The following is a 26863-nucleotide window of genomic DNA, read 5'->3' on the forward strand; positions in this document are numbered from 1 at the left end:
CCACCGTCCGCCTCGTTCACGTCATCCGCCCATGAGGGCGCTGAAGTCGACGTTGACCCCGTAGACGAATCCGACCGTCAGCATCACCAGCGTTCCGGGAAGAAGGAACGTGGTGACCGCGAAGGTCGCCTTGGGAACCGCCCTGGCCGCCTTCCGACGGGCGTTCTGGGCGTCGGTGCGCCGCATGTCGTTGGCGATCTGGATCAGCGTCTCGACGATCGGCGCGCCGAGTTCCTCGCCCTGCTGGAGCGTGGTCACGAACATCGCGACCTGCTCCGAGTCATTGCGCTTGCGCAACTGCTCGAAGGCCTCACGGCGGCTGACACCCATGTCCATCTGGCGCAGGGTGATACGGAGCTCGTCCGCCCAGGGCCCCTCGTACTTGTCGGCGACCCGGGCCAGGGCCTGCCGGAAGCCGAGGCCGGCGGATACCACGACGGCGAGCACGTCGAGGAAGTCCGGAAGCGTCCGGTCGATGTGGTCACGGCGGATGCGGACCGCGGACCAGATGCCGACCTCGACCCAGAACAGTCCGAAAGCGATCAGCACCAGGGAGAGGAAGATCTGCCCGCGGATGATCATTGAGAAAGCGCCGAGCAGACCGAGTCCGCCGTAGACCGCTCGGCGGGCAGCGTAGCGGTCGATGGTCAGACCGCCCGGGTTACCCGCCATGTCGATCTGGCGGCGCTTCTTGTTGACCGCCTTGGGGCCCATCATCCTCAGCACCATGGGGGCCCAGCGCATGCCCAGACGGTCGATGCCGGAGCCGACCGCACTGGTACGGGTCGAACCGACTTCCAGAGCGATCGCAAGGTCACCGGGGAGCTTCGCATCGGCCCGGTACATGCGGACACCCGCGATGGCTCCGAAGACCGCGAGCCCTACTACGCCTGCCAGGAGCAGATCCATGTGTGCACCGCCCATCAGACGTCGATCTTGGACAGGCGGCGGATCACGAGGAATCCGATCGCGTACAGGGCAAGGGAGACGATCACCGCGACCTGGCCGATGAGCGCACCGGTCATACGGTCGAGGGCGCCGGGCATGACCGCGTTCATCAGGAGCATGGCGCCCAGGCCGAAAGCGGGAACGGCGTAGGCCGTGACCGTCACCTGGGAGAGCTGGGTCTTGACCTCGCGTCGGGTCTCCTTGCGCTCCTCCAGCGTCTCGGTGAGGTTGCGCAGCGAGCTGACGACCGTACCGCCGGCCCGGTTGGACAGGACGAGGGTGGTGACCAGGACGACGAGTTCGCGGGAGGGCAGCCGGTCGGTCAGTTCGCTCATCGCGTCCTCCAGCGATTCACCGACAGCGAGGCGGCGGGCGACCCTGGCCAGCTCCTCGCCCGCCGGGTCCTCCAGTTCATCGGCGGCCATGCCGATGGAGGTGCGCAGCGCCAGGCCGGCCTGGGTGGCGTTGGCGAGGATGCGGGCGAGCTCGGGGAGCTGATTGATGAAGTGCTCGGTGCGTTTGGTCCGTTGCCAGTTCAGGAAGGCGTTGGTCCCCCAGAGGCCGATGAGCGCGGCGACCGGCCCGAAGAAGCTGGCGAGCATGGACGAGGCGATCATCCAGAGCCCGGCCAGGGCGACGACGGCGTAGACGAAGAACTCGCCCGGCGTGATGTCGAGGCCGGTGGCAGCCAGCTTCAGTTCGAGCTTCCGGCCCAGGCCGGTCTTCCGCAGTCGGCTGTCCAACGACCGGAATCGACGGCGTCGGCCGGTCTCCGGAATATGACCGGTGTGCGAAAGACGGTCTACCAGGGCATCCCGGTCGGCCTTGCCACCGGAGTAGGCGTGCAGACCCACGACGCCCGTGACGCCGGCGAGCAGCGTGACGCCGATGGTGAGAAGAGGGAGATTCGTCATGGCACGGTACCTAGTTGGCCTCTCGGGTGGCGAGCTGTTCGGCGGAATCGGCAACCCCGAAGGCCTGCGGGATGGGCTGGCTGGCCATGTAGAGGCGCTCGGCGATCTTGCGCGGGATCGGGAGGTACTGGAATTCGCCGTTGATCCGCCCTTCGGCGTCCATCGGCTGTGCATTGAACCGGGCGACGGACACGATGCGGTAGGGGTCGCGGCCGTGCGAGTCGAGGACGGCGATCTCGGTGATCTTGCGGGAACCGTCGGCGTGCCTGGTGAGCTGGACGATGACATCGACAGCGCTGTTGATCTGGTCGTGCAGCGCCTCGAACGGAATCTCGATCTCGGACATCGAGGCCAGGGTCTGCAGACGCATGAGCGCGTCCTCGGCGTTGTTGGCGTGGACAGTGGCGAGCGAGCCGTCGTGACCGGTCGACATCGCCTGGAGCATGTCGAGCGATTCGCCACCACGGACCTCACCGACGACGATGCGGTCGGGGCGCATACGCAGGGAGTTGCGGACCAGGTCACGGATGGAGATCTGGCCCTTCCCCTCCACGTTCGCCGGTCGGGACTCCAGCCGGATGACGTGGCTCTGCTGGAGCTGGAGCTCGGCGGAGTCCTCGATGGTGACGATGCGCTCCCTGTCGGGGATGAGGCCGGAGAGCGCGTTGAGGAGCGTCGTCTTCCCGGTACCGGTGGCGCCGGAAACGATGATGTTGAGCTTGGCCTGGACGAGTCCGGACAGCAGGATCAGCATCTGCTCGTCGAGCGAGCCGACGTTGATCATTTCCTGGAGCGTGAAGGCCCTGGGGAACCGTCGGATGGTCAGCGTCGCACCGGTCAGCGACAGGGGCGGGATGATGACGTTGACACGTTCACCACTGGGTAGACGCGCGTCGACCATGGGGTTCGACTCGTCGACGCGGCGGTTGACCGTCGACACGATGCGTTCGATGGTCTGCATCAGCTGCTCGTGCGAACTGAAGCGCATCGGCAGCTTCTCGACCTTGCCGCTGCGCTCGACGAAGATCTGGTCCGGTCCGTTCACCATGATTTCGGTGATGGACGCGTCTTCGAGGAGCGGTTCCAGAATGCCGAGCCCGAGGGCCTCGTCGACGACCCGGCGGATCAGCTGGGTGCGTTCGACGGTCGAGAGGACCGGCCCCTCGCGGCTGATGATGTGGCTGAGCACACGCTCCAGCCGCGCTCGCCGGTCTGCGGCGGCGAGCGAGGACATCTCGGCCAGGTCGATCTCTTCGAGCAGCTTGGCGCGGTAGGTGGCCACCATGTGGCTGTCCTCCCGCGCCCCGCCGTTCTTCTCGGGGGCGGTCATGCGTGCCCGCAGACTCATTGCGTAACTCCTCGCTCAGACTTGCTTGTGGTGCTCCGGTTGTGCGATGCGGGCTCCGCTCACCCTCGCGGCATGGTGGAGCTGCGCTTGGCCCAACCCCAGTCGTCGATACCGGGAACGACGGAGGGGATCCTCACGCGAGTGGTGTACGTCACTTCGCCGGACCCACCATGGCGTCTGAACTTCGCGTTCTTGTGGCTGCCGAGCCAGTCACTCATCGCCTCGCGGCCCGCCCGCTCGGAATCCCCGCGCGGCACGTCCTGGGTGGCGGTACGCGCCGCCGCGCGGGCACCGGTGCCCGCCTGGTTGGCGGCGTACGCGGCGACCCCCAGCTGAATCGCGAAGAGGCCCACCAGGAGCAGTAGCGGGATGAAGCCCATGTATTCAATGGCGACTTGACCGCGGTCCCGGCGATGTGCCGCGGTCCTCTGACCCGGCGTGTGTACGCGCATGCTCATCGCTTGGCCTCCAGCGGCGACGCGGCGTTGCCCTCGATGGTCATCGGCCAATTGAGTACGCCGGGCACCAGTACCGGTACCCGAAGCTTCACCGTGGCCTTGTACAGCGCGCCCGAGCTCTCGCACTTCGTCCGCTTCATCGACTCCCGCCAGACCTTCGGCAGGTCCTCCTCGGCCGCGTCCCGGCACGCCTGTCCTCGCGTGCCCTCCGAGATGGCGCCCTTGTGTGCCGCTTGGTCCGCCGAGTTCCCCGCCAGGGAGAACGTGTAGCCGATCAGCGCGCACTGCCAGAGCGCGATCAGCAGCAGGATGATCAGCGGTGTGACACCCAGGAACTCGATCGCGGTCTGGCCACGGTCCCGCTTGCGGCCGAGCAACTGACCGCGGATCCGGCCCCACGCCGGGGAAGGATCACCGTGGAGCCTTCCCCGTATCTCCGTGTCTCTCGTCTCGGTAAGTGCCATTGGTCAACTTGCCCCCTAGGTCGTCGGCCGTTTCCGGGAGTCGCCGTCGCGGTCGCGTCGGCGCCCGATCGAGCCTCGGTCGTTCTTGAACTTCGCGCCGGTCTTCGCGCCGTTCTTCTCCTTCTCAGGAACCTTGACGATGCCGAGCTCGCCCGCAAGGGCCCAGAGGGCCTGTTTGACCGTGCTCTTCGAGTCGAGTTCGTGCAGTCGGCCGGCGTCGACGACGGCCTGGAGTTCCTTGAAGTTCGCCGGAATCGCGGTGTTGGCCGTGCTGGTGCCGGTGATCTTCTCGATCAGCTGCGGCTGGATCTCGGTGTTGCGGATGAAGCGGTTGACGACGGTCGTCGTCTCCTCCGCCTTGCGGATCTGGAGCCGGTCCCACATCCGTACGACCCGCTTGGCACCGCGCACCGCGATCACATCGGGTGTGGTGACCAGCAGTGCCGTGTCGGCCATCTCGATGGCCGCCGCGCTGGCGCCCTGGAGCTGGCTGCCGCAGTCGACGATCAGGACCTCGTAACGCGACCGCATGGCGCTGACGATCTGCCGGGCCGAGCGGTCGCTGACCTCCTCGGCGCTCTCGCCCTCGCTGGGCGCCAGGAGCAGCGCCAGACCGGTGTTGTGGCTGAACACGGCGTCGGACAGGACGCGTGGCGATATGTCGGTGATCGTCGACAGGTCGACGATGGACCGTCGGAACTGCACATCGAGGTACGAGCCGATGTCACCGGCCTGGAGGTCCATGTCCACCAGCGCGACGCTGCGCCCGGATGTCTGGGCCGCCAGGGCCAGTTGTACGGCGGTGACGGTGGTCCCGACGCCGCCCTTGGCGCCGCTGACCGTGATGACCGTACCGCCGGGGCCGGTGAAGACATCGGTGCCGGTGGTCAGGTGACGGCGGACGCCGACGGACCACTGGGCGGCGGATTGAACCCGGTTGGCCAGTTCCTCGTAACTCAGGGGGAGGGTGACGACGCCTCGTGCGCCCGATTCCATCGCGGACGAGAACAGGCCGGGGGTGACATCGGCGGTGATCAGCACGACCCCGATGGCGGGGAAGCGCAGGGAGACCTCCCGGATCAGTTCCAGCGCCGGCACCGGCCCGATCCGCTCGTGGACCAGCACGACCTCGGGCAGATCGTCGAGTGACTCGCCGGCGAGCCGGGCGAGGGCGTCGATGAGCTGGGTCGAATCACTGACCGGAGTGGCCGGCTCCGCGTCGGGGAGCTGGCTGAGCAGGGTGGTGACGGATCTGGCCGCGTCGACGTCACCGACGGCCGGGAGGATCCTCGTGGTCATTCGATCCTCACTTGTCCTTGTCGAGCGTGTAGGTGCGGTCACCCGGGCGGATGGTGCTGTCGCTGCCGGAGGCGAGGAGCGCGAGGCGTACGTGCTCCGCGAAGGACTCGGCGTAGGCGATGCGCTGGGTGTCGAGCGTGTTGAGCGCGAAGGTGATCGGGACGGCCTCGGTGCCCATGTTGGACTTGCCGTCGTGGCTGGGCTCCAGGGCGGTCAGCTTGCCGACGTCCAGCACCTTGGCGTTGGAGACGATGACCTTCGACTGGGAGGGATCGCCGTCGCGCTCACCGGCGAAGGTGGCGTAGATGTTGACGGTGGCACCGGGGGTGATCTTGCCCGCGACGCCGGTCGCGGCGTCGATCATGATGGCGATCTCCTGCTCCCCGGGCTGCAGCTCGGGACGGCGCTGCATCATGTCGGACTGGAGCAGCGAGCCCTTGCGCAGCTGGGTGACGGCGATCTTGCCGTTGACCTCGGAGAGGTCCGTCACCGCGTTGGTGGACAGCCAGCGCTTGGGCATCGAGATCTTTTCGAACTGCCCGGAGGACAGGGCGGTATAGGGCGCTACGTCGGACTTCAGCTGGTAGGCCGAGACCTCCGGCCCGACCTTGGAGTTGACATCGCTGATCACCGAGAGCACGCCGGCGAAGGCGCCGAAGGCGCACAGAACCGACAAAAGCAGGAGTATCACGCCGCGGCGCTGACGGGAGTTCATGGGCCGGACAACCTCGTTCGATTCGGATGCGTGGGGCAGCGGACGGAAGGGCGTCTACGGAGGAAAGCGGAAGCGCTAGGACTGCGGTGGTGCGAGCGCTCCATGGCTGAGGACACCGGCAGAGTGCATTCGGTTCTCCGCTGCGGGTAGCGGGGAGGAGCAGAACCCGCAGAGGTCACCGATGAGTTCCATTCCGCACCAGTGGCAGTTCTCACGGCGCACGGAGGCCACCAATTGGTACAGGACGGAGATGTCTGGCAGGTAGGCGGCGAATTCCACCAGTTTTCCGGTTCCCCACCATGCCGGGGAATCGGACGGAAGTGCGGACTCGTGAATGGACTGGACCTGCCACGCGGGGGCGAGGGTCTCCTTCACCCACTCCGACTGCGACTGCCCCTTGGCGGTCATCAGATGGGTGGCGAATTCCGGGCCGGTCGGCGGGTCCGCCTTCGGGCCGACCTTGACGAGCTGGGGCTCGGGCCCCGCGACCACGGCGAACTGGGAGCCGGGCACCCAGGACTTGGCATGGGTCCTGAGGTCGACCGGGACCCGGTCGAACTTGGTGACCGAGTGGAGCAGGGCGCCCGCGTGGATGTAGTGCGTCAGCAGCCGGGCGGCGGAGGCGACCACTCCGGGGCTGAAGTCACAGATGGACAACTGGCGCAGCTGCCTGACGAGTACGGCGACGCCCAGCGGCGGGAGATCCACCTTGACCAGGGCGATGCGGTCGCTCTCCAGGACGGAGCGTACTGAGTAGAGCCTGCGCTCGTGGGCGGGCGAGATGCCGGTCGGGTAGACGGCGACGACATAGCCGTGCTGTTCGAGCAGCACGTGCATGTCACCGATGGCCATCTCCAGCGCCTGGGCATCGGGTGCCTGCAGCAGGGCGGCTGTCGGTGTCTGCTGATCGGTCGGAGGTAGTACCAAGTCAGCACTGGTCACTGCTATTGCGGTCGGCACGCTGTTCCCCGTTTCGGCTCCGGCCGGACGCCGGTCATGACGTCGGCCGCAATCGCTCCTGCTCCGCGGTTCTGCCTCAGCACTTTATCCACGTCTTACCTGGCAGAGAACACTTTTCGGAGGCCAGTCCGACAACGTGTGCGAGGCGCCCGCGTAACGCCCCGGTGCTAAATCGGATCAAATCGAAAACCGTCAACTTCTGTACAACTGCGGAGGGTTACCGATCAACCTTGCCGTTACCCGGGCCGGGAATTCATTTCCGCACGTCAACACGGATGCGGAACCTCCCGCACCGGCCCCCGCGGAGGGCCGGTCCGTCACTGTCCGGGCACCCTCGCCGCATCACCCGCACGTGGCCCCGCGAGGTCAACAAAACGTCAATTCACAGGGAGCGCGGGGCCGATCCGGAGCCCCGGCGGAGGTACTCGCGGGCCTCCGGCGGACCGGTCCGGGAGCGACCGGGCGGACCCGGTCGTCGCAGGTCCCGTTGCCAGAGGTCTTGACAACTCGATTGGTCTGGACCAGCTTTGTCGGCCAGCGGTGGCCACCGTTCCTCAACTCCACATCCCCTTCTTCTCCCCGTCACCTCCCGGACGGCCCGGAGTCCGCCGGTCCACCCCGCCGGCTCGTCCCCCGGTACTCCCGGCAGGCATCCCCAACTCCCCCACGGAGGCAGCAAGTGGAACCTTCCCCCGGTAACGGCCACAGAATCCGCAGGCGGTACAACCGTCCCCTTGTCGGCGCCGTCGCGGCCGTCCTCGCGGCCGGCGCGCTGACCGCCACGGGTCTCGCCGGAAACGCCCAGGCCGCCGATATCAACGTCGCCAAGAACGCGGGCTTCGAGTCCGGGCTCGCCAACTGGACCTGTTCCGGCGGCAGCGGCAGCACCGTCTCCTCCCCCGTGCACGGTGGCACCGCCGCCCTCAAGGCCACCCCGTCCGGCCAGGACAACGCGCGGTGCACCCAGACCGTGGCCGTGAAGCCCGACTCGACGTACACGCTCAGCTCCTGGGTGCAGGGCGGGTACGCGTACCTCGGCGCCAGCGGTACCGGAACCACCGACGTATCGACCTGGTCCCCCGGCTCCGGCAGCTGGACACAGCTCACCACCAGCTTCAGGACCGGCCCCGACACCACCTCGGTCCAGGTCTACACACACGGCTGGTACGGGCAGGCCGCCTATCTGGTGGACGACGTCTCGGTCAACGGCCCCGACGGCGGGGGCGGTACCGACCCGGAGCCCACCATCCCGTCCGCCCCGGCCGGGCTCGCGGTCGGCGCGACCACCTCCTCCTCCGTGGCCCTGTCCTGGAACGCGGTCTCCGGCGCGACCGGCTACACCGTCTACCGCGACGGCCAGAAGGCGACCACGACCACCGGGAGCTCGGCGACCGTCACGGGGCTGGCCGCCGACACGGCGTACCAGTTCGCGGTCACCGCCACCAACGCGGCCGGTGAGTCCGTCAAGTCCTCGACGGTCGGCGGCCGTACGGCCAAGGAGGGCGGCGGCGAACCCAACCCCGGCACCTCCGTCCCCAAGCATGCGGTGACCGGCTACTGGCAGAACTTCAACAACGGCGCGACCGTGCAGAAGCTCAGCGACGTGCCCGCGAACTACGACATCATCGCGGTCTCCTTCGCCGACGCCACCGGCACACCGGGCGCCGTCACCTTCAACCTGGACACGGCGGGCCTGAACGGCTACACCGTCGACCGGTTCAAGGCCGACATCAAGGCGAAGCAGGCGGCCGGGAAGAACGTCATCATCTCGGTCGGCGGCGAGAAGGGGTCCGTCTCGGTCAACAGCGACGCCTCCGCGACCAACTTCGCCGACTCGGTCTACTCGCTCATCCAGGAGTACGGCTTCAACGGTGTCGACATCGACCTGGAGAACGGTCTCAACTCCACGTACATGACGAAGGCGCTGCGCTCGCTGTCGCAGAAGGCGGGCTCGGGCCTCGTCATCACGATGGCCCCGCAGACCATCGACATGCAGTCCACCGCCGGTGAGTACTTCAAGACGGCGCTCGGCATCAAGGACATCCTGACCGTTGTCAACATGCAGTACTACAACAGCGGTTCGATGCTGGGCTGCGACGGCAAGGTCTACTCGCAGGGCTCGGTGGACTTCCTCACCGCGCTCGCCTGCATCCAGTTGGAGGGCGGCCTCGCCCCGTCCCAGGTCGGCCTCGGTGTGCCCGCCTCCACGAGCGGCGCGGGCAGCGGTTACGTCCCGCCGTCGGTGGTGAACGCGGCCCTGGACTGCCTGGCCTCCGGCACCAACTGCGGCACGTTCAAGCCCTCGAAGACGTACCCGGGCATCCGCGGCGCGATGACCTGGTCGACCAACTGGGACGCCAAGTCGGGCAACGCCTGGTCGAACGCGGTCGGTCCGCACGTGCACGGCCTGCCGTAGCCGTCGGCCGCACCTCCTGACCAGCAGCGCCGCCGCTCCCCCGGCGGCGCTGCTGCACGTTCCGGGTCCGGTGGCCGTCCCGGACCTGTCCCGGACCGGCAACAGAGTGCCCGGGACTTCCTGCATCCCATGGCTGTTCGGGCGCGCTCGTGGCACCGTTGTGGGGCTCGATCGTGGTGCGACAGGGGGAGGGACATGGCCGGGGCGCGGGTGCAGGCACTGGGCGCGGGCGATCCGGCGACGCTCGGACCGTACCGGCTGATCGGACGGCTGGCGTCCGGCGGCATGGGGCGGATCTATCTGGCCCGCAGCGGTGAGCGCGGCAGCCGGGGCCTCGTCGCCGTGAAGACACTGCTGGCCGAGGGAAACGTCGGCGAGGTCGACCGCCGGCGCTTCGCCCGTGAGGTATCGCTCGCGCAGCGGGTCGACAGCGCGTACACGGCGCGCGTACGGGACGCCGACGCGAACGCCGAGCGGCCCTGGATGGCCATCGACTACATAGCCGCGCCCCCGCTCTCCGAACTCGTCCGCACCTGCGGGGTGTTACCCGCGTCGGCCGTGCGATGGATCGCCGCCGGAACCGCGGAGGCACTGGTCACCCTGCACGGGGTGGGCATCGTCCACCGGGACGTGAAGCCGCAGAACGTGCTGCTGCCGCTGGAGGGCCCCCGGGTCATCGACTTCGGCATCTCGCACGCCAGTGATCTCACGCTCACCGGTCTCACCCTGGGCACGATCGCCTTCACCTCGCCCGAGCAGGCCCGCGGCGAGGCGTCGACCGCGGCCTCGGACGTGTACTCACTGGGCGCGACACTGTTCCTGCTGGCCACCGGACGGCCGCCCTACGCCGCCGACGGCGACACCCTGCGGCTGCTGGCCCGCGTCCAACGCGGCGAACTCGACCTCGACGGCCTGCCGAAGGAACTCGTCGCGACGATCCGGCCCTGCCTCGCCACCGACCCCGCCGCACGCCCCGAACCAGCCGACCTCCTCGCCCGCTTCCGCAAGGACCAGGCCGGCCTGCCCGCGACCCACAGCGGCACCCGCTGGCTGCCACCGCGGTGGACGGAACTGATCGGCGCGTACGCGACCCAGGGCCTGGAACTCGCGAACGACCGCCATACGGGCCCGGCGGACCCGACCGTCGACGAACGCACGAACGTGGTGCCGCCGCCCCGCCCGACGATGGTCTACACGGAGGAGCGCAAGGCCCGCGCCGCCCGCGACCGCGCCCGCCGCGAACGTACGCGGCAGGAGCTGGCGGCGCTCGCGGCACTGGCGGAGCGGCAGCGGGCGGAGCAGGCCGAACGGGAACAGGCGGAGCGCGAACAGGCCGAACGCGCCGTACGGGAACGGGCGGAGCGGGAACGCGCGGAGCGGCAACGCGCGGAGACGGCTCGCCTGGAGGCCGAGCGCGCCGAACGGGAACGGGCCGCGCAGCGGCGGGCCAGGCTGGAACGGGCCGCGCAGGAGCAGGCCAGGCGGGAGCGGGCCGAGAGGCAGCGCGCCGAGCAGGCGGCCCGTGCCGCTCGGGCTCGTGCGGCCGCATCCACCACCGCCTCCCCCACGCCGGGCACGCGGCGCACGACGCCCCCGCCGGCCGCTCCTTCGGGCGGCTCCTCGAACTGGGGCTGGCTGATCGCCATCGCCGTGGTCGTCGCGCTGGTCGTCTGGCATCCCTGGGAGACCTCGGGGAACGGGAGCGGCAGCGGCGGGTCCACTTCCGGTGCCGTCACGGCCGGCAGCAGCCTCGGCACCCATTCCGAGGACGACACCGGCACCGGCGACAGCGAGAGCGGCGACGCCTCCGGAGGTACCGCGGACGAGCCGGACAGCAGCACCGACGAGCCGTCTCCGACCCCCACGCCCACTCCGACCCCGACGCCGACCCCCACCCCGGACGCCACCGACCTGGCGTTCCGCGCCGTGCGCGCCGGTGACTGCCTCGACGTGTACAGCGACGGGCACGGAAAGATGAGCGCCGAGACTCCGGTCCGGGTCAACTGCCGGGCCCGGAACGCCTACATGCATGTCAACCGGGTCACCTCCCGGTCCGGGGACGCCAGCTCCTGCGACACGGGACAGGGCTTCACCTGGTGGCACAAGTCCGGTGAGGACGGGATCGGGCGAACGCTCTGCCTCGACCGGGTGTACCAGGTGGGCCAGTGCTTCCCCGCACAGGTCCGGGGTGCCGTCAGCGCCGATCTGACGGTGGTGCTGGCCTGCAACTCGTCGACCGTCCCCCGGGCCGGCCAGTCGATCCTCCGGATCACCGGGTTCTACCGGGCCCCCTCGGCCGGCACCAATTGGACCTGCCCTGCGGGGCGCGGGGAGCGGTTCTGGTACTGGCCGGTGAACAAGGGCCGCAGCATCATCTGCGCATCGGCGGCCTGAACCGGAACAGGACAACGCAGCACAGCGTCCCCCTTCGCCTGTCCCGGACCGTCCGCGCACTGTCCGGGACAGCCCGACCCGTGGTCCCCCGGGGGTTCGCGTGCCACCGTGTTGGGGGGCGCGGTTGTACGACAGGGGGAATGACATGGCCGGGGCGCGGGTTCAGGCGCTGAGCGGGGACGATCCGACGGTTCTCGGGCCGTACCGGTTGACCGGGCGGCTGGCATCCGGCGGCATGGGGCGGATCTATCTGGCCGTGGGCGGCCCTCGGAACGACGGCGGGCAGGGTTCCGGGGAACTCGTCGCGGTGAAGACGCTGCTCGCCGAGGGGGAGGTCAGCGAGGTCGACCGGCGGCGCTTCGCCCGTGAGGTGAAGCTCGCGCAACGGATCGACAGCGTGCACACGGCACGCGTACGGGACGCCGACGCGAACGCCGAGCGGCCCTGGATGGCCATCGACTACATAGCCGCGCCCCCGCTCTCCGAACTCGTCCGAAGCTGCGGGGTGCTGCCCGCGTCGGCGGTGCGGTGGGTGGCGGCCGGCACGGCGGAGGCGCTGGTCACCCTCCACCGGGAGGGCATCGTGCACCGCGACGTGAAGCCGCAGAACGTGCTGCTGCCGCTCGACGGGCCGCGGCTGATCGACTTCGGCATCTCGCACGCCGACGACCTCACCCGTACCGGCCTGACGCTGGGCACGATCGCCTTCACCTCGCCCGAGCAGGCCCGCGGCGAGGCGTCGACCGCGGCCTCGGACGTGTACTCACTGGGCGCGACACTGTTCCTGCTGGCCACCGGACGGCCGCCCTACGCCGCCGACGGCGACACCCTGCGGCTGCTGGCCCGCGTCCAACGCGGCGAACTCGACCTCGACGGCCTGCCGAAGGAACTCGTCGCGACGATCCGGCCCTGCCTCGCCACCGACCCCGCCGCACGCCCCGAACCAGCCGACCTCCTCGCCCGCTTCCGCAAGGACCAGGCCGGCCTGCCCGCGACCCACAGCGGCACCCGCTGGCTGCCACCGCGGTGGACGGAACTGATCGGCGCGTACGCGGCCCAGGGCCGGGAACTCACCCGCGCGAGCCGGACCGGCCCGGAAGCCCCGACCGCGGACCAGCGCACGCGAGTGGTACCGCCGCCGGACCCCACCCGGATGTACACGGCGGAACGCGAGGCGCGGCTGCGGGAGCGGGAGCGGGCCGCGCGGGAACGGGAACGCGCCGCGAAGGAACACGAGCGCGCGGAGCGCGAACGTGCGGAGAAGCGGGCCGCACGGGAACGGGCCGCACAGCGCGCCCGTGCCTCGTCCTCGTCGGAGCGCCCCAACAAGCCCAAGTCCCAGCCCGAGCCCGAACCGACGCCCACGCCCGCCCCCTCGCCGACACCGACGCCCAAGAAGTCTTCCGGCTTCGGCTGGCTGTTTCTCGCGTTCGTTCTCTTCGTGTACTTCGTCTGGCAGCCCTGGGAGACGGACACCAGCAGTACGTCGACCACGGGCAGCGCCTACGGCTCCACCGCGAGCCGGACCGCTACGCCCACACCCACCCCCACCCCGACCGCCGACGCCACGGACCGGGCCTTCCGGTACGTACGCAGCGGCCAGTGCCTCAACGCCTACGACGACGGGCACGGGAACTGGAACTCCACAGTGCCCCTGCCGGTCGACTGCGACTCCGCCAACGCCTATGTCTTTGTCACCCGTGCCTCCTCCACCGGCGGTACCCCCGACCCCTGCCCTTCGGGCAACGGCCGCGGCAGGTGGTACCACCGCGCGAACGACGACATGAACACGACGCTCTGCCTGACCCGTCAGTTCCGCAAGGGCCAGTGCTTCCCAGCCGATCTGAAGGGCAACGGCAACGCCGATCTGCTGGTGGTCTGGAGTTGCAGCGCCGACAAGGTGCCCGTCGCGGGGCAGTCGATCGCGCAGATCACCGGCTACTACCGGGCGCCCAAGTCGTTCAGCGGCCAGATCTGTCCGACGGACAACGGGCGGCGCTACTGGTACTGGAAGGTGGACGGCGGCAAGAACATCGTCTGCGTCAGCCAGGCCTGAGTCCACGTCGGCCAGGACTTCAGGGTGTCGCGTCCGGAGATGCCGAAGTACTTCGACACCATCCAGAAGCCGCCGTCGTTCACGTGCGAGGCGAAGATCGAGTCGGCCGAGATCGCCATGATGATCAGCGCCAAATGGGCCTGCGACAGGTCCTGTCCCTCGACCAGGGGGACGACGATGCGGCGAGCAGCATGCGTAACTCCTTTGTCGGAGAGGGTTTTCGGGTGTGGGGGAGCGCGGCACGGCGCTCCCGTGGGGCGGGGCGCCGTGCCGCGCGCGGTGGTGCGTCGGTGCGGGTGCGGCAAGTGGATCAGCTGGTTCAGCCGAGTACCGCGAGCGCGTCGATCTCGATGAGCAGGCCCTTGGGGAGGCCGACGTAGACGGTCGTGCGGGCGGCGGGGGCCGCCTTGAGGTCCTGCTCGCCGAAGTAGGCGTTGTAGATCTCGTTCATCTCGGCGAAGTGGTCCACGTCCGTGAGGTAGACGCGCATCATCATCACGTCGTCCCAGCTCGCGCCGCCCTCCTCCAGGATCGCCTTGACGTTGGCGAAGGTCTGGAGGGTCTGCTCGCGCAGCGTGGGACCGGCGGGGGTCGGGGCCTGGCCCTCGACCGCTGGCAGGAAGCCGACCTGGCCTGCGACCTGGAGGATGTTCCCCTTCTTCACCCCGTGCGAGAACTTCGCGGGGGGCGTGGTGTGGGTGCTCGGGGTGAGGGCGGTCTTCTCGGTCATGGCTGTTCAGGCTTTCTTGGGTCGGGTGGTGCCGGAGTACTCCCGGCTGATGGAGTCCGCGGTGCGGCGCACCAGCGGGAGCAGGGTGAGGAGTTCCTCGGCCGTGACGACGACATTGGGCGCGGAGACCGACATCGCGGCGACGACCCGTCCGTCCGCCCCTCGGATGGGGGCGCCGACGCAGTTGATGGACTCCTCGTGGCCGCCGAGGTCGGTGGCCCAGCCCTGTTCGCGGACGACGGTGAGTTCCTTGAGGAAGGCACCGGCGTTCGGGGTCGAACGGGACGTGTACATGGGGTAGTCGAGCTTCTCGGCAACGGCGCGCCGCTCGGGCTCGGTGAGGTCGGCGAGGAGCAGCTTCGCGACGGCGGCGACGGTGATCGCGACGGGCTTGCCGATCCGCGAGTACATCCTGACCGGGTAGCGGCTCTCGACCTTGTCGATGTAGAGGACCTCCTGCTCCTCGTACACCGCGAGATGCACGGTGTGGCCGCAGCTCTCGTTGAGTTCGACGAGGTGGGGGTGGGCGATCTCCCGTACGTCGAGGTTCTCGACGGCCTCCTGCGCGAGGGCGAAGAGACGGGCGCCGAGGCGGTAGCGCTGGTCCTGCTGGCGGTAGACGAGTCCGTGCTCGTGGAGCGTACGGAGCAGGCGCAGTGCCGTGGACTTGTGGACGCCGAGCCGCTCGGCGACCTGGCCGAGGTCGGCGGGTCCCTGGGCGAGCAGCGGCAGGATGCTCAGCGCCCGGTCGACGGTCTGACTCATGTCGTACGTACCTCCTGGTCCTCCCCCGTCCACCCGGGGCCGAGACGAAGTCTCCCCCAGGCGTCGTCGTCCAGTGCGGCGAGGGCGTCGGCGTGCGCGCGGGCCGGCGGTCCGGTGAGGTCGCCGGGGACGGTGAGGACGGCGGCGGCCATGAGGTGGCCGTGCCGGACGCGGTCGCGTACCGGGAGGCCGCGCAGGGTGGCGGAGAGGAACCCGGCGGCGAAGGCGTCGCCGGCGCCGACGGGGGCGACGACGTCCACCCGGAGGGCGGGGACGGTGGTGACGCTCCCGGCCTCCGGGGCGCGCGAGGAGCGGGGCGCCGAGAAGACCGTCGCGCCCTCCGCTCCCCGCTTCACGACCAGCACCTCCGGCTCCGGCAGCGCCGCGCGGATCGCCTGCGCGCCCGTCACCCCCCACGCCTCCTCCGCCTCGTCCTCGCCGACGAAGACCAGGTCGCTGCGGCGGGCCAGGTCGAGGAGCACCTCGGGGGACGCGTCGGCGTCGCGCCACAGGCCCGGCCGGTGGTTGACGTCGAAGGAGACCAGCGGGCGGCCGGGCCGGGGCGAGGTCAGGTCGTGGAGCAGGGCCAGGCAGTCGGCGGAGAGCGCCGCGGTGATGCCGGACAGGTGCAGGACCCGGGTGGCGGGCAGCGTCTCGTACGGGATGTTCCGCGGGGACATCGCGGACGCCGCGGACCCGGCCCGGTAGTAGGCGACCTCGTGCACGTCGGTGGCCCGGTCGGTCGCGGTGCGGAAGTAGATCCCGGTGGGCCGCGACGGATCGCGCCGCACTCCGGAGGTGTCGACCCCGTAGCCGGCGATCGCCTCGACGAGGTGGTCGCCGAAGCCGTCCGCGCCGACCCGGCTGACCCAGGCGGCCCGGTGTCCGGCGGCGGCCAGCGCGCAGGCGACATTGGACTCGGCGCCGCCGATGCCGCGGCCGAAGGAGGGTACGTCGGCGAGGCGTCCGGGCTGCGACGGCAGGAACGTCACCATGGACTCGCCGAGGCACACGACTTCGGCGGCCGTGGCGGCGTCGGCGGTCCTGGCCGGGGTTCCGGGCACTCGGGGGCTCCTCGCGGGTTCGGCGGTTCGGTGGTGGGGCAATACGGCGGGCGGCGGCTCGGGGTGCGGTGCGGGTACTCGCCATTGACCCGGTGTCGGCTCGGATGTTAGACAGCGTCAAGCGATATACGCAATGGGTGTTGCATATAGTGCAACGACGACTTCGATCGAGGAGGCCCCCCTTGGCCGCCGACCGTCCTGTGTCCGGACTTGCCGACGAGCTGGTCGACCACCGCTTCAAGGCGCTCCCGCCCGACGCGGAGGGCCTGACCGTCGGCGCCCTCGCCGCCGAGCGGCGCAACCTCTTCACGGGCGGCTTCACCACCCCGGTGCTCGCCCTGTCCGCCGAGTCGGTCGAGCACAACCTCGCCCTCCTGGAGACGTACGCGGAGCGCCACGGCCTCGCCTTCGCCCCGCACGGCAAGACCTCCATGTCCCCGCAGCTCTTCGCCCGCCAGCTGGAGCACGGCGCCTGGGGCATCACCGCGGCCGTGCCGCACCAGGCGCGGGTCTACCGGGCGTACGGAATCCGGCGGATCTTCCTCGCCAACGAGCTCGTCGACGCCGCGGCCCTGCGCTGGCTGGCCCGCGAGCTGGACTCCGACCCGGAGTTCCGCTTCATCTGTTACGTCGACTCGGTGCGCGGCGTGGAGCTGATGGACGAGGCGCTGCGCGCGGCGGGCGCCTCCCGCCCCGTCGACGTCGTCGTGGAACTGGGCGCGGGCGAGGGCGCGCGCACCGGCGCCCGTACCGAGGCCGACTGCGCGGCGGTGGCCGACGCGGTGGCGGCGACCGGCACCCTGCGGCTGGTGGGCGTGGCCGGTTACGAGGGCGAGGTGCCGGAGGCGTCCGGCGAGCGGGTGCGCCGGTGGCTGCGCCGGCTCGTCGCGCTGGCCGTCGACTTCGACCGCGCGGGGCGCTTCGCGGCGTCCGGCGAGCGGATCGTGATCAGTGCGGGCGGCAGTGCGTGGTTCGACGCGGTGGCGGACGTGTTCGCGGAGATCCCCGGGCTCTCCGCGCCGGTGCTGAAGCTGCTGCGCTCGGGGGCGTACGTCTCGCACGACGACGGCCACTACCGTCACCTCACCCCGTTCAACCGGGTGCCGGAGGAGGGGGCGCTGCAGCCCGCCTTCCGGCTGTGGGCGCAGGTCGTCTCGCGCCCGTCCGCCGAGCAGGCGTTCCTCAACGCGGGCAAGCGGGACGCGGCGTACGACCTCGACCTCCCCGAGGCACAGGTCGTGCGGTCCGGCCGGGACGGCGCGGTCCGGGCCGCGGCGGGCGTCTCGGTCAGCGGTCTGTCGGACCAGCACACGTGGGTGCGTACGGAGCCGGGTGCGGAGCTGGAGGTGGGTGACTGGGTGGGGATGGGTCTGTCGCATCCGTGCACCAGCTTCGACAAGTGGCAGTTGATCCCGTTGGTCGCGGCGGACGGCACGGTCACGGACTACATCCGCACGTTCTTCTGATCCCCGCGGGGCGGGCCTCTGCGGGGGCTCCGCCCCCGGACCTCCGCTCCTCGATCGCCGGAGGGGCTCAATCGCCAGTTGTCAGGAGCCCACATGGACCTGGTCATCCGTAACGCACACGTCGTCGACGGCACCGGTACGCCCGGCCGCCTCGCCGACGTGGCGATCCGGGACGGCCGGATCGCCGAGATCCACCCCGAACACGCCTCCGGGCCCCGCCCCTCCGCCCGGCGCACCCTCGATGCCGACGGGCTCGTCCTCTCGCCCGGGTTTATCGACATGCACGCGCACAGCGATCTCGCGCTGCTCCGCGACCCCGACCACAGCGCCAAGGCCGCGCAGGGCGTCACGCTCGAAGTCCTCGGCCAGGACGGCCTGTCGTACGCCCCGGCCGACGACCGGACGCTCGCCGAGGTCCGCCGTGCCATCACCGGCTGGAACGGCAGCGGTGACGACATCGACTTCGACTGGCGCACGGTCGGCGAGTACCTGGACCGGCTGGACCGCAACTTCGACGGCCGGGGCATCGCGGTCAACGCCGCCTACCTCATCCCGCAGGGCACGGTCCGGATGTACGCGGTGGGCTGGGAGGACCGGCCCGCCACCGGGGCCGAGCTGGACCGGATGAAGGAACTCGTCGCCCGGGGCATGGCGGAAGGCGCGGTCGGCATGTCCTCCGGGCTCACCTACACCCCCGGCATGTACGCGAACGATTCCGAACTCACCGAACTGTGCCGGGTGGTGGCCGAGTACGACGGCTACTACTGCCCGCACCACCGCTCGTACGGGGCGGGCGCGCTCGGCGCGTACGAGGAGATGGTGCGGCTCACCAGGAACGCGGGCTGCGCCCTGCATCTCGCCCACGCCACCATGAACTTCGGGGTGAACAAGGGCAGGGCCCCCGACCTGCTCGCCCTGCTCGACGACGCGCTCGACGCGGGCGCCGACATCTCCCTCGACACCTACCCGTACACCCCTGGCTCCACCACGCTCGTCGCGATGCTGCCGAGCTGGGCGAGCGAGGGCGGGCCCGAGCCGGTGCTCACCCGCCTCGCCGACGACGCGACGGCGGAACGGATCCGGCACCACATGGAGGTGCTGGGCTCGGACGGCTGCCACGGCGTGCCGATCGAGTGGGACACGATCGAGATCTCGGGGGTGAGCGTGCCCGCTCTCGCCGGCCATGTGGGCCGTACGGTGGCCGAGTCCGCCCGGCTGCGCGGCGAGGCGCCCTGGGTGACCGCGCGCAGACTGCTCATCGAGGACCGGCTCGGCTCGACGATCCTCCAGCACGTGGGCCACGAGGAGAACGTGCGGCAGATCATGCGCCACCGGGTGCACACCGGGGGCAGTGACGGCATCCTCCAGGGCGACAAGCCGCACCCGCGCGCCTACGGCACCTTCCCGCAGTATCTCGGCCGGTACGTGAGGGAGTTGGGAACCCTTTCGCTGGAGGAGTGCGTCGCCCACCTCACCTCGCGCCCGGCACGGCGGCTGCGGCTGGCCGACCGCGGGTACGTCCGCGAGGGCTACCGCGCCGACCTGGTCCTCTTCGACCCGCGGACGGTGGCGGCGGGCTCGACGTTCGAGGAGCCGCGTACGCTGCCGACCGGCATCCCGCACGTACTGATCGACGGCCGGTTCGTCATCGAGGACGGCCGCCGCACCCAGGCACTGGCGGGCCGGGCCGTCCGGGGAACGGGGCGCACCCGGGGCGGCCCATGACGCCCCCGGCCTTCCCCCCGGCCCCTCCTTCGCCTACTCCCCCGCCTGCTCCTTCGCCCAGGCCAGGTCCTCCTCGGTCGGGGCGTCGTCCTGGGTGAGGCTGCGCCGCCAGTACCCGCTGAACTCCACGGCCTTCCTGGGCAGCCCGCGCTCCTCGACCAGATGGCGGCGCAGGGCCCGTACCGCCCCCGCCTCACCGGCCAGCCACGCGGCCCCGGTCCCGGCGGGCAGCCGGGCCGCCCGCACCGCGTCCGGCAATGCCCCGCCCCGGTCCCGGTGCACCCAGTGGACGGTCACGTCGCCGGGCGAGCCGAGCGGCTGCTCCTCCGCCGCGTCGGCGACCTCGATCCAGGCGAGCGCCCGCGCCCCGGCCGGCAGGGACTCCAACAGGGTCCCGATCGCGGGGAGCGCCGTCTCGTCGCCGGCCAGCAACAGCCAGTCGGCGGCGGGCAGCGGCCGGGCGTACAGCGACGACGGGCCGACCATGCCGAGCACATCGCCCGGTCGGGCGTCCCGGCCCCAGCGGGCGGCGGGGCCGTCGTCGCCGTGGAGCACGAAGTCGACCGTCATCCGGCCGGTCCGGCGGTCGTACCCCCGGACGGTGAAGCTCCGCATCAGCGGGCGCTCGGTTTCGGGGATCGCGAGGTACGCCTCGTACCACCGCATGCCGTACGTGTCGTCGGCATCCGGCTCCGGCAGCCGGGGCACGCCCTGCCCCTCCCTCGGGAAACAGAGCTTCATCTGCTGGTCGGGGCGGTCCTCCATGAGCTCCGCCGGCGCGTCTCCGGTGAAGGTGACGCGCGCCGTTCGCGGAGTGATCCGCTCCACTCCGACGACCCGTACGTACGACACGGTCAACGCCTGCCCCATAGCGACGCCCGCCTCTCCGGCTGATAGTTTACGGCGTAAGGAATTACCCGGGAGAAGTTACTTTACGGCGTAAGGAGTCGCAAGTGGTGGTCTTTGCCGGACAGGGCGACGCCCGCCGATCGATGTCCCTGCTGTGGCGTGCCGACCGGCCGGAGCCCCAGGACCGGCGCCCCGGCCCCGGCCCCCGGCCGGTGCTGAGCGTCGACGCGATCGTGACCGCCGCGATCGCCGTCGCGGACGAGGACGGCATGGCCGCGCTCTCGATGCGCGCGGTGGGCGAGCGGCTGGGCCGCACCGCGATGGCGCTCTACACCTACGTCCCCAGCAAGGGCGAGCTGCTGGACCTGATGTACGACGCGGTCCACGCCGAACTGCCCACGGAGTACGACGAAACCGGCAACTGGCGTGCCGGGCTGACCGATTGGGCGCGGGACACGCTCGAATTCCACCTGCGCCACCCCTGGGTGCTCCAGGTCTCCCAGGCCCGCCCGGTCCTCGGCCCGCACGAGTACGCGGGGCTGGACACCCTCGTGCGCCTGCTGAACGCGACCGGACTGGAAGCGCACCTGCTGCGGCGGCTGGTCGGCACCCTGTCCCACTTCGTGCGCGGCTGCGCCGGGACGGTCGCCGAGGCGCGGCAGGCCGCGGCGGTGACGGGCGAGTCGGACGAGGAGTGGTGGTTCGCCCGCTCGGCGCTGCTGGGCGAGGTGGCGCCCGACTTCGCGGACCGTTATCCGAGCCTGGTCGCGATGGAGACCGGGTCCGCCCCGGGGTCGCCGGCCCCGGCGCCCGGCGAGGCGGCGGTGCCGTACCTGGAGCGCGAGGCGCGGGAGACGTTCGACGTCGGGCTCGGGGTACTGCTCGACGGAATCGAGGCGGCGATCGGGCGCACGACGGCGCCGTGATTCGCGAATCGCCGCCGCGACGCCCGGCGTCGGGCATCGCGGCGGCGACGGGTCGACTCCGGCCCGGGCCAGAAACCGAACCAGCGACCGCAGATCACGTCACGGCTTGGGCAGGGCACACCCCGGACGGTCGAGGTCGAACTTGTTGCCGGTGCCGATGCAGGGCACGATGCCGTACGTCTGCTGGGCGTAGTTGATGCCCTCGCGCACCGTCACATTGCCGCTCTCGTCGACCTCGCACGGGTTGTTGTCCGTGCACTCCTGACCATCCTCGTTGCCGGTGTTGTTGACGGCGACGACCTTGCCGGTCGCGTTGTCGATCACCGGGGAGCCGGACGTACCGCCGATGGTCTGGCAGGCGGAGGTGTAGCGGACCGAGTCCTTCCAGGTCCACTCCCCTTCCTTGAGGCGGTAGACGAAGCCGTCGACGTTGCAGGCGTACGTGCGCTTCCAGTAGCCCGACACGACGGTGATCGCGGTGCCCTGGACCGGGTGCGCGGTGTTGAGCTCCAGCGCCTTGATGCCGTAGGTGCTCTCGATCTGGGCGTAGGTGCTGGTGAGTTCGTACACCGAGATGTCGGTGTCGGTCATCGTCCCGTACGCGATCTTGCCGGCCCGCAGGGTTCCGACGCCGCTGCCCGAGGCGTTCAGCAGGGTGAAGCTGCGGGTGGACGGCTGGTCGAACACGACCTCGCCGGGGCCCGGGAATCCGGACTCCATGCAGTGCCCGTTGGAGAGCACGAGCGCGGGGTCGCCGGGCTGGGAGTCGGGGGTGCGGACGACGGAGCCGGAACAGTTGCTGAGCGCCACGGTCCCGGCGAAGTTGACCGCCTTGGGCCGGGCCTTCTCCTTGACCGCGGTGGGCGCCGCCGCTTCGTGGCCGGTTGCCGCGGTTGCGGGCGCGACACCTGCCCCGAGGAGCAGGACGGCGAACAGCGCACCGACGAGAGGCTTCTTCATGTGGGGGTCCCCTCAAGTGACCTGAGCAGGGGTCCTGATGGCCCCTACCCACCGAAGTTTCCTTCGGATTTGACATGCGCATGGTGGCGCACTGGAGGGGGCCCCACAAGGGGCGGTTTCAAGCCGTCGGTCTCAGGCGGCGGTCGGCTCCACCGGGATCCACAGCTCAGCCGATGCCTCCCCCGCGACCGGCGACGGCCCGACGCGCAGGATCTCGGGACCGGGCCTGCTCCGGTACGGATTGGACGGGAACCACTGGGTGAACACGTCCCGCCACAGGAACTGGAGCGCCTCGGGATAGGGTCCGGAGTTCTCGAAGACGGCCCATGTGCCCGCCGCGACCACCAGCACATCCAGGTCATCGGGCGTCGCCTCCGCTCCCGTCACCACCGCGTGGTAGTAGTCGAATTCGGTCCCCTCCGCACGGCTCTCCGCGAGGTTGTCGCTCACCTGGACGATGCCCTCCGGCTGCTGATCGGACAGCGCCGCGATGCGCCCCACGGTCTCCGTGCCGATGCCCCGGATGAACTCGGCGATGGCCAGGTTGACCCCCTCGTGCACGAGCGGAACCCGCACCTTCTTGCCGACCACGCGGAACTCGCCCTTCGCCACGATCCGGTACTCCATGCTGCTGCTCCCTTCGACCACGAGACGGAAGGACATCCGGGGCTGGGACCGCAGAACCGCACCGGTCCGCCGGGCCTCGCCCGGACCGACGCCGTGCATGGCCCGGAACGCCCGCGCGAACGCCTCGCCCGAGGAGTAGCCGTAGCGCACGGCGACCTCCAGCAGCGTCCGCTCCCCGTTCAGCACCTCGGCGCCCGCGAGCGTCAGCCGCCTGCGTCGGACGTACTCCGACAGCGGCATCCCGGCCAGCGCGGAGAACATCCGCCGGAAGTGGTACTCCGACGTCATGGCGATCCGGGCCAGCTCGGCCGCCTCGATCCGCTGATCGAGGCGGCCCTCGATGTGCTCCATGGCCTGGTTCAGCTTCTCCAGCACCCCGGCCTCCTTCCCTTACGGACACCCACGTTAGGAAGAGTGCACCCCGGCGCACCCGACACTCCGTGCCCGGATCGGTCGGGTCGGTCGGATCGGTCGGGTCGGTCGGATCGGTCGCGCCAGTGCGCCGAAGCGGGCCGGATCGGTACGGTGCGACGCCTCAGCGCCTCGTGTTTCGGCCGTCCGCTCGCGCCGCCTTGAGCACGTCGTACCCGACGAAGTCGAACATCCGGTGCCCCTGCGGGAGTTCGCGCGGCTCACCGGTGAAGCGGTGTGCGCCGACGCCGTACCCCGCGTCCGGTTCGGACAGCCACTGTCGGTCGAAGCCGCGCTCCTCGAACCACTCGCAGACCAGCGGCACCCGGTCGGGCGCAGCGCGGTTCCTCGTCCAGACGACGGTGCCGCCGGGTCTGCACAGCCGGGTGCAGATGTCGATGGTGTGCTCGATGTCGGCATCGACGATGTTGCCGAACACGCCGCAGACCAGCACGAGATCGGCCGGTGCCAGATCGAGATAGTGATCGGTGAGCGAGGCGTCGCCCGTCACCACATCCACCTGGGTGAGCCCCGCATTGCGGGCCAACTCCCTTGCCGATGCGGTGTTTCCGGGGTCCAGTTCCACCAGCCGGGCCCGGACGTCGTCGCGCCGGGGGTGGTCCGCCAGCACGCCGACGAGGTCGCGGCCCTGGCCGGCGCACACGCTGATCACCCGCAGCGGACCGGGGGATGCGGTGTCGAGGGCGTCCCGAATCCGGTCCTCGACGGCCCGCAGCCGCCGCGCCAGCCATGAATCGGGGATGTCGTACGCGTCGTGCCAGGCCTGCCAGTCCATGGCGGGGACCCTACGACGGGGGTGCCGGGCACGTCATGCGATTTCTGCCGGGGCCCGTCGCCCCTGTACGACGGGAGCGGCCGCCACAGGGCTACGCGGCCTCCGTCGCGGCCGCTTCCCTCGACAGCCGCACCGCCCGGCGCAGGCTCAGGCCCGGCTCGGCCCTGCGCAGTGCCTTGACCGCCACGACCGCGTCGAGCGGACCCCGGTGACCGCCCGCCCTGATCCGGCGCCCCGCCCAGCGGCCCCGCACCTCGGCGTCCGGTGCGCCGGCCGCGCCGGCGACCACGGCGAGGGCCCGCTCCATGCCTGGGCGTTCCTCCGCGCCCGCCGTCTCCAGCGCCTGCCGGAGCACCGCACCGATGGCTGCCGCGTCGCGCGCCACGACCACGGCCATATCCTGCTCCCCGTTTCCGATCATGCGGTCCTGGTCCCCGGGAGGAGTTGCTCTCTCACCCGGGTCGAGCCACATCCGAGGTACGGAGGAGGCGCCGGGGTCCCGAAGACCCTTCTGTTCTGCCTTCCGCACCCGCATGTCCCTCGGTCAGGCCGCGTGCGCTTCGAACCAGAGAGAGCCGAGGTCATGGCCGGGCGTGAGGCGCACATCGGCATCCAGGGCGGCTGCGAGGCTCCTGAGGAGTTCGATCGTCGGCGCTGTACCGCCCTCCTCGATGCACTCGATGTCGTCCTCCTCCATGCCGGTACGTCCGGCCGGCTCGGCCACGCTGAGCCCAAGCGCGGTGCGGCGGCCGTAGAGAGCCTTACCGAAGGCCGGAGCCTCTCGAATGGCAATCCGTTCCGGATCCTCCGTCCGGACACCCGAGGCAATCCAGCGGCTGTGCTGTCCGGCCATCGCGCTTTCCTCAAGTCGCACGGATCGCTCATACGACGGTCGACCGGACGACGAGCCCATACGTCACGCCCGCACGCCCCGAACGCCTCCCGCGTCGTGGCGCATCTCACCCGTCCGTGTCCGTCACGCCCCCGTTCCACCGCATTCGAAGCCCCGCCCCCGTCCCCGCCCGGCGTTCCCACGGTCCCGGACAGTGGGCGCATGGCTATGGAAGACGGGGCGGGCGGGCGGAAATACCCGGGTGGGGCAACCGGACGCGAAAGGCCGGGCAGCGCGCGGGGCGCGGTCGTAAGCTCCCAGACATGCAGGTCATCCAGTCCACGAAGCTCGCCAACGTCTGTTACGAAATCCGGGGCCCCGTGCTTGAGGAGGCGATGCGGCTGGAAGCGGCCGGTCACCGCATCCTCAAGCTGAACACCGGCAACCCTGCCGCGTTCGGGTTCGAGTGCCCGCCCGAGATCCTCGAGGACATACTGCGCAACCTCTCCGGGGCGCACGGCTACGGCGACGCGAAGGGGCTGCTGTCCGCGCGGCGGGCGGTGATGCAGCACTACCAGACCAAGGGGATCGACCTCGACGTCGAGGACATCTACCTGGGCAACGGTGTCTCCGAGCTGATCCAGATGTCGATGCAGGCGCTGCTCGACGACGGCGACGAGGTCCTCGTACCGGCTCCGGACTATCCGCTGTGGACCGCTTCGGTGTCGCTGGCCGGCGGTACGGCCGTGCACTACCGGTGCGACGAGCAGTCCGACTGGATGCCGGACCTCGCCGACATCGAGCGGAAGATCACCGACCGCACCAAGGCCCTCGTGATCATCAACCCGAACAACCCGACGGGTGCGGTGTACGACGACGAGATGCTGCGCGGGCTGACCGAGATCGCCCGGCGCCACAACCTGGTCGTCTGCTCCGACGAGATCTACGACCGGATCCTGTACGACGGCGCGACCCACACCCCGACCGCGACGATCGCCCCCGATCTGATGGTGCTCACCTTCAACGGGCTCTCCAAGAACTACCGGGTGGCCGGGTACCGCTCGGGGTGGCTGGCGGTCTGCGGCCCGAAGGCGCACGCCTCCTCGTACATCGAGGGGCTGACGATCCTCGCCAACATGCGGCTCTGCGCCAACATGCCCTCGCAGCACGCCGTGGCCACCGCGCTCGGCGGGCGGCAGTCGATCGACGACCTGGTGCTGCCCGGCGGGCGGATCCTGGAGCAGCGCGATGCCGCGTACGACCTGCTGACGCAGATCCCGGGCGTGACCTGTGTGAAGCCGAAGGGGGCGCTGTATCTCTTCCCGCGCCTGGATCCCAAGGTCTACAAGATCAAGGACGACCGGCAGATGGTCCTCGATCTGCTGCGGGCCGAGAAGATCATGGTGGTGCACGGCACCGGGTTCAACTGGCCGGAGCCCGATCACTTCCGGGTGGTGACGCTGCCGTCGACCGAGGATCTGACGGACGCGGTGAGCCGGATCGGGCGCTTCCTGGACGGATACGGCCAGCCGTAGGGCCGGCCGCCGGGGATTCCACAGGAACCAGGAATCGAACTCGGACAACTTTAGACTAATTCCAAGGTAGGATGGTTCCACTGCAACACCAGGAGGCCATCCATGTACGAACCGATCCGCACCAAATCGGTCCACACACCGGCCGACCACGCCGACGACTTCCCGCACCGTTCCCGCGAGGAAGAGCTGGACATCCAGCTCGCCG

The 26863-nt window shown here is 70.3% G+C and carries 24 protein-coding genes and 1 pseudogene; 7 read left to right on the forward strand and 18 right to left on the reverse strand.

The genetic code is table 11. From position 1 onward, the window contains the following. Positions 1-21: 21 nt before the first annotated feature. The 8 genes from ABZY11_RS21470 to ABZY11_RS21505 form a co-directional block, all read right to left on the reverse strand. Positions 22-909 (reverse strand): DUF5936 domain-containing protein, encoded by an 888-nt coding sequence (locus ABZY11_RS21470; RefSeq protein WP_356480659.1) that lies wholly within the window; start codon positions 907-909, stop codon positions 22-24. A 14-nt stretch (positions 910-923) separates the two neighbouring features. Then, positions 924-1862, reverse strand: a complete 939-nt coding sequence (locus tag ABZY11_RS21475) for a type II secretion system F family protein (protein ID WP_356480660.1) — start codon at positions 1860-1862, stop codon at positions 924-926. Between the two features lie 10 nt (positions 1863-1872). After that, positions 1873-3210 (reverse strand): CpaF family protein, encoded by a 1338-nt coding sequence (locus tag ABZY11_RS21480; RefSeq protein WP_328512241.1) that lies wholly within the window; start codon positions 3208-3210, stop codon positions 1873-1875. Between the two features lie 59 nt (positions 3211-3269). Beyond that, positions 3270-3668, reverse strand: a complete 399-nt coding sequence (locus tag ABZY11_RS21485; RefSeq protein ID WP_356480661.1) for a TadE family protein — start codon at positions 3666-3668, stop codon at positions 3270-3272. Further along, positions 3665-4132, reverse strand: a complete 468-nt coding sequence (locus ABZY11_RS21490; protein WP_356480662.1) for a TadE/TadG family type IV pilus assembly protein — start codon at positions 4130-4132, stop codon at positions 3665-3667. The genes ABZY11_RS21485 and ABZY11_RS21490 overlap by 4 nt, the downstream gene beginning before the upstream one ends. A 15-nt stretch (positions 4133-4147) precedes the next feature. Further along, positions 4148-5431, reverse strand: coding sequence for an AAA family ATPase (locus ABZY11_RS21495; RefSeq protein WP_356480663.1), 1284 nt, complete (start codon positions 5429-5431; stop codon positions 4148-4150). A gap of 7 nt (positions 5432-5438) precedes the next feature. After that, positions 5439-6146 carry a Flp pilus assembly protein CpaB gene (cpaB, locus tag ABZY11_RS21500; protein WP_356480664.1) on the reverse strand — a complete coding sequence of 236 codons (708 nt, stop codon included), beginning with the start codon at positions 6144-6146 and terminating at the stop codon, positions 5439-5441. 75 nt (positions 6147-6221) lie between these two features. Continuing rightward, positions 6222-7088: a hypothetical protein gene (locus ABZY11_RS21505; RefSeq protein WP_356480665.1), complete on the reverse strand. Its 867-nt coding sequence runs from the start codon at positions 7086-7088 to the stop codon at positions 6222-6224. 697 nt (positions 7089-7785) lie between these two features. Between ABZY11_RS21505 and ABZY11_RS21510 the strand changes: the two genes are divergently transcribed. From ABZY11_RS21510 to ABZY11_RS21520, 3 genes are all read left to right on the forward strand, one after another. Further along, the gene (locus ABZY11_RS21510) at positions 7786-9522 is read left to right on the forward strand and encodes a glycoside hydrolase family 18 protein (protein ID WP_356480666.1); all 1737 of its coding nucleotides are present in this window, start codon (positions 7786-7788) and stop codon (positions 9520-9522) included. Between the two features lie 195 nt (positions 9523-9717). After that, on the forward strand, positions 9718-11916 hold the full coding sequence (locus ABZY11_RS21515) for a serine/threonine-protein kinase (RefSeq protein WP_356480667.1): 2199 nt from the start codon (positions 9718-9720) through the stop codon (positions 11914-11916). Between the two features lie 145 nt (positions 11917-12061). Beyond that, complete coding sequence (locus ABZY11_RS21520) at positions 12062-13972, forward strand: serine/threonine-protein kinase (protein ID WP_356480668.1); 1911 nt, start codon at positions 12062-12064, stop codon at positions 13970-13972. Here ABZY11_RS21520 and ABZY11_RS21525 read toward each other — a convergent pair. The 4 genes and pseudogenes from ABZY11_RS21525 to ABZY11_RS21540 form a co-directional block, all read right to left on the reverse strand. Then, positions 13915-14151, reverse strand: a pseudogene (locus ABZY11_RS21525) (hypothetical protein); the annotation flags it as partial. The gene ABZY11_RS21520 and the pseudogene ABZY11_RS21525 sit on opposite strands and share 58 nt — an antisense overlap. 140 nt (positions 14152-14291) lie before the next feature. Next, complete coding sequence (locus ABZY11_RS21530; RefSeq protein ID WP_356480669.1) at positions 14292-14702, reverse strand: RidA family protein; 411 nt, start codon at positions 14700-14702, stop codon at positions 14292-14294. 6 nt (positions 14703-14708) lie between these two features. After that, the gene (locus ABZY11_RS21535; protein ID WP_266415006.1) at positions 14709-15467 is read right to left on the reverse strand and encodes an IclR family transcriptional regulator; all 759 of its coding nucleotides are present in this window, start codon (positions 15465-15467) and stop codon (positions 14709-14711) included. Further along, on the reverse strand, positions 15464-16531 hold the full coding sequence (locus ABZY11_RS21540) for a sugar kinase (protein ID WP_356480670.1): 1068 nt from the start codon (positions 16529-16531) through the stop codon (positions 15464-15466). Before ABZY11_RS21540 ends, ABZY11_RS21535 begins: the two co-directional genes overlap by 4 nt. A 182-nt stretch (positions 16532-16713) precedes the next feature. Here ABZY11_RS21540 and ABZY11_RS21545 point away from each other — a divergent pair, with 182 nt between their 5' ends. After that, positions 16714-17997, forward strand: coding sequence for an alanine racemase (locus ABZY11_RS21545; RefSeq protein ID WP_356480671.1), 1284 nt, complete (start codon positions 16714-16716; stop codon positions 17995-17997). A gap of 93 nt (positions 17998-18090) precedes the next feature. Beyond that, positions 18091-19722, forward strand: coding sequence for a D-aminoacylase (locus ABZY11_RS21550; RefSeq protein ID WP_356480672.1), 1632 nt, complete (start codon positions 18091-18093; stop codon positions 19720-19722). A gap of 33 nt (positions 19723-19755) precedes the next feature. Here ABZY11_RS21550 and ABZY11_RS21555 read toward each other — a convergent pair whose 3' ends face one another. Further along, entirely contained in the window at positions 19756-20592 is an 837-nt protein-coding gene (locus ABZY11_RS21555; protein WP_356480673.1) for a siderophore-interacting protein, read from the reverse strand. A gap of 83 nt (positions 20593-20675) precedes the next feature. Between ABZY11_RS21555 and ABZY11_RS21560 the strand changes: the two genes are divergently transcribed. Further along, the gene (locus tag ABZY11_RS21560; protein WP_356480674.1) at positions 20676-21497 is read left to right on the forward strand and encodes a TetR/AcrR family transcriptional regulator C-terminal domain-containing protein; all 822 of its coding nucleotides are present in this window, start codon (positions 20676-20678) and stop codon (positions 21495-21497) included. A gap of 99 nt (positions 21498-21596) precedes the next feature. Here ABZY11_RS21560 and ABZY11_RS21565 read toward each other — a convergent pair whose 3' ends face one another. The 5 genes from ABZY11_RS21565 to ABZY11_RS21585 all read right to left on the reverse strand — a co-directional run bounded on the left by ABZY11_RS21565 (position 21597) and on the right by ABZY11_RS21585 (position 25144). After that, positions 21597-22457 carry a serine protease gene (locus ABZY11_RS21565; RefSeq protein WP_356480675.1) on the reverse strand — a complete coding sequence of 287 codons (861 nt, stop codon included), beginning with the start codon at positions 22455-22457 and terminating at the stop codon, positions 21597-21599. 132 nt (positions 22458-22589) lie between these two features. After that, the gene (locus tag ABZY11_RS21570) at positions 22590-23459 is read right to left on the reverse strand and encodes an AraC family transcriptional regulator (RefSeq protein WP_356480676.1); all 870 of its coding nucleotides are present in this window, start codon (positions 23457-23459) and stop codon (positions 22590-22592) included. Between the two features lie 160 nt (positions 23460-23619). After that, positions 23620-24291, reverse strand: coding sequence for a class I SAM-dependent methyltransferase (locus ABZY11_RS21575; RefSeq protein ID WP_356480677.1), 672 nt, complete (start codon positions 24289-24291; stop codon positions 23620-23622). Between the two features lie 91 nt (positions 24292-24382). Then, a complete protein-coding gene (locus ABZY11_RS21580) occupies positions 24383-24712 on the reverse strand; it encodes a hypothetical protein (RefSeq protein ID WP_356480678.1) in 330 nt (109 codons plus the stop codon). Positions 24713-24835: 123 nt separating this feature from the next. Continuing rightward, complete coding sequence (locus ABZY11_RS21585) at positions 24836-25144, reverse strand: helix-turn-helix domain-containing protein (protein ID WP_356480679.1); 309 nt, start codon at positions 25142-25144, stop codon at positions 24836-24838. A gap of 302 nt (positions 25145-25446) precedes the next feature. Here ABZY11_RS21585 and ABZY11_RS21590 point away from each other — a divergent pair, with 302 nt between their 5' ends. After that, positions 25447-26658: a pyridoxal phosphate-dependent aminotransferase gene (locus ABZY11_RS21590; RefSeq protein ID WP_356480680.1), complete on the forward strand. Its 1212-nt coding sequence runs from the start codon at positions 25447-25449 to the stop codon at positions 26656-26658. Positions 26659-26863 lie beyond the last annotated feature (205 nt).

It is taken from the genome of Streptomyces sp. NPDC006510, assembly GCF_040611955.1.
Classification (GTDB): domain Bacteria; phylum Actinomycetota; class Actinomycetes; order Streptomycetales; family Streptomycetaceae; genus Streptomyces.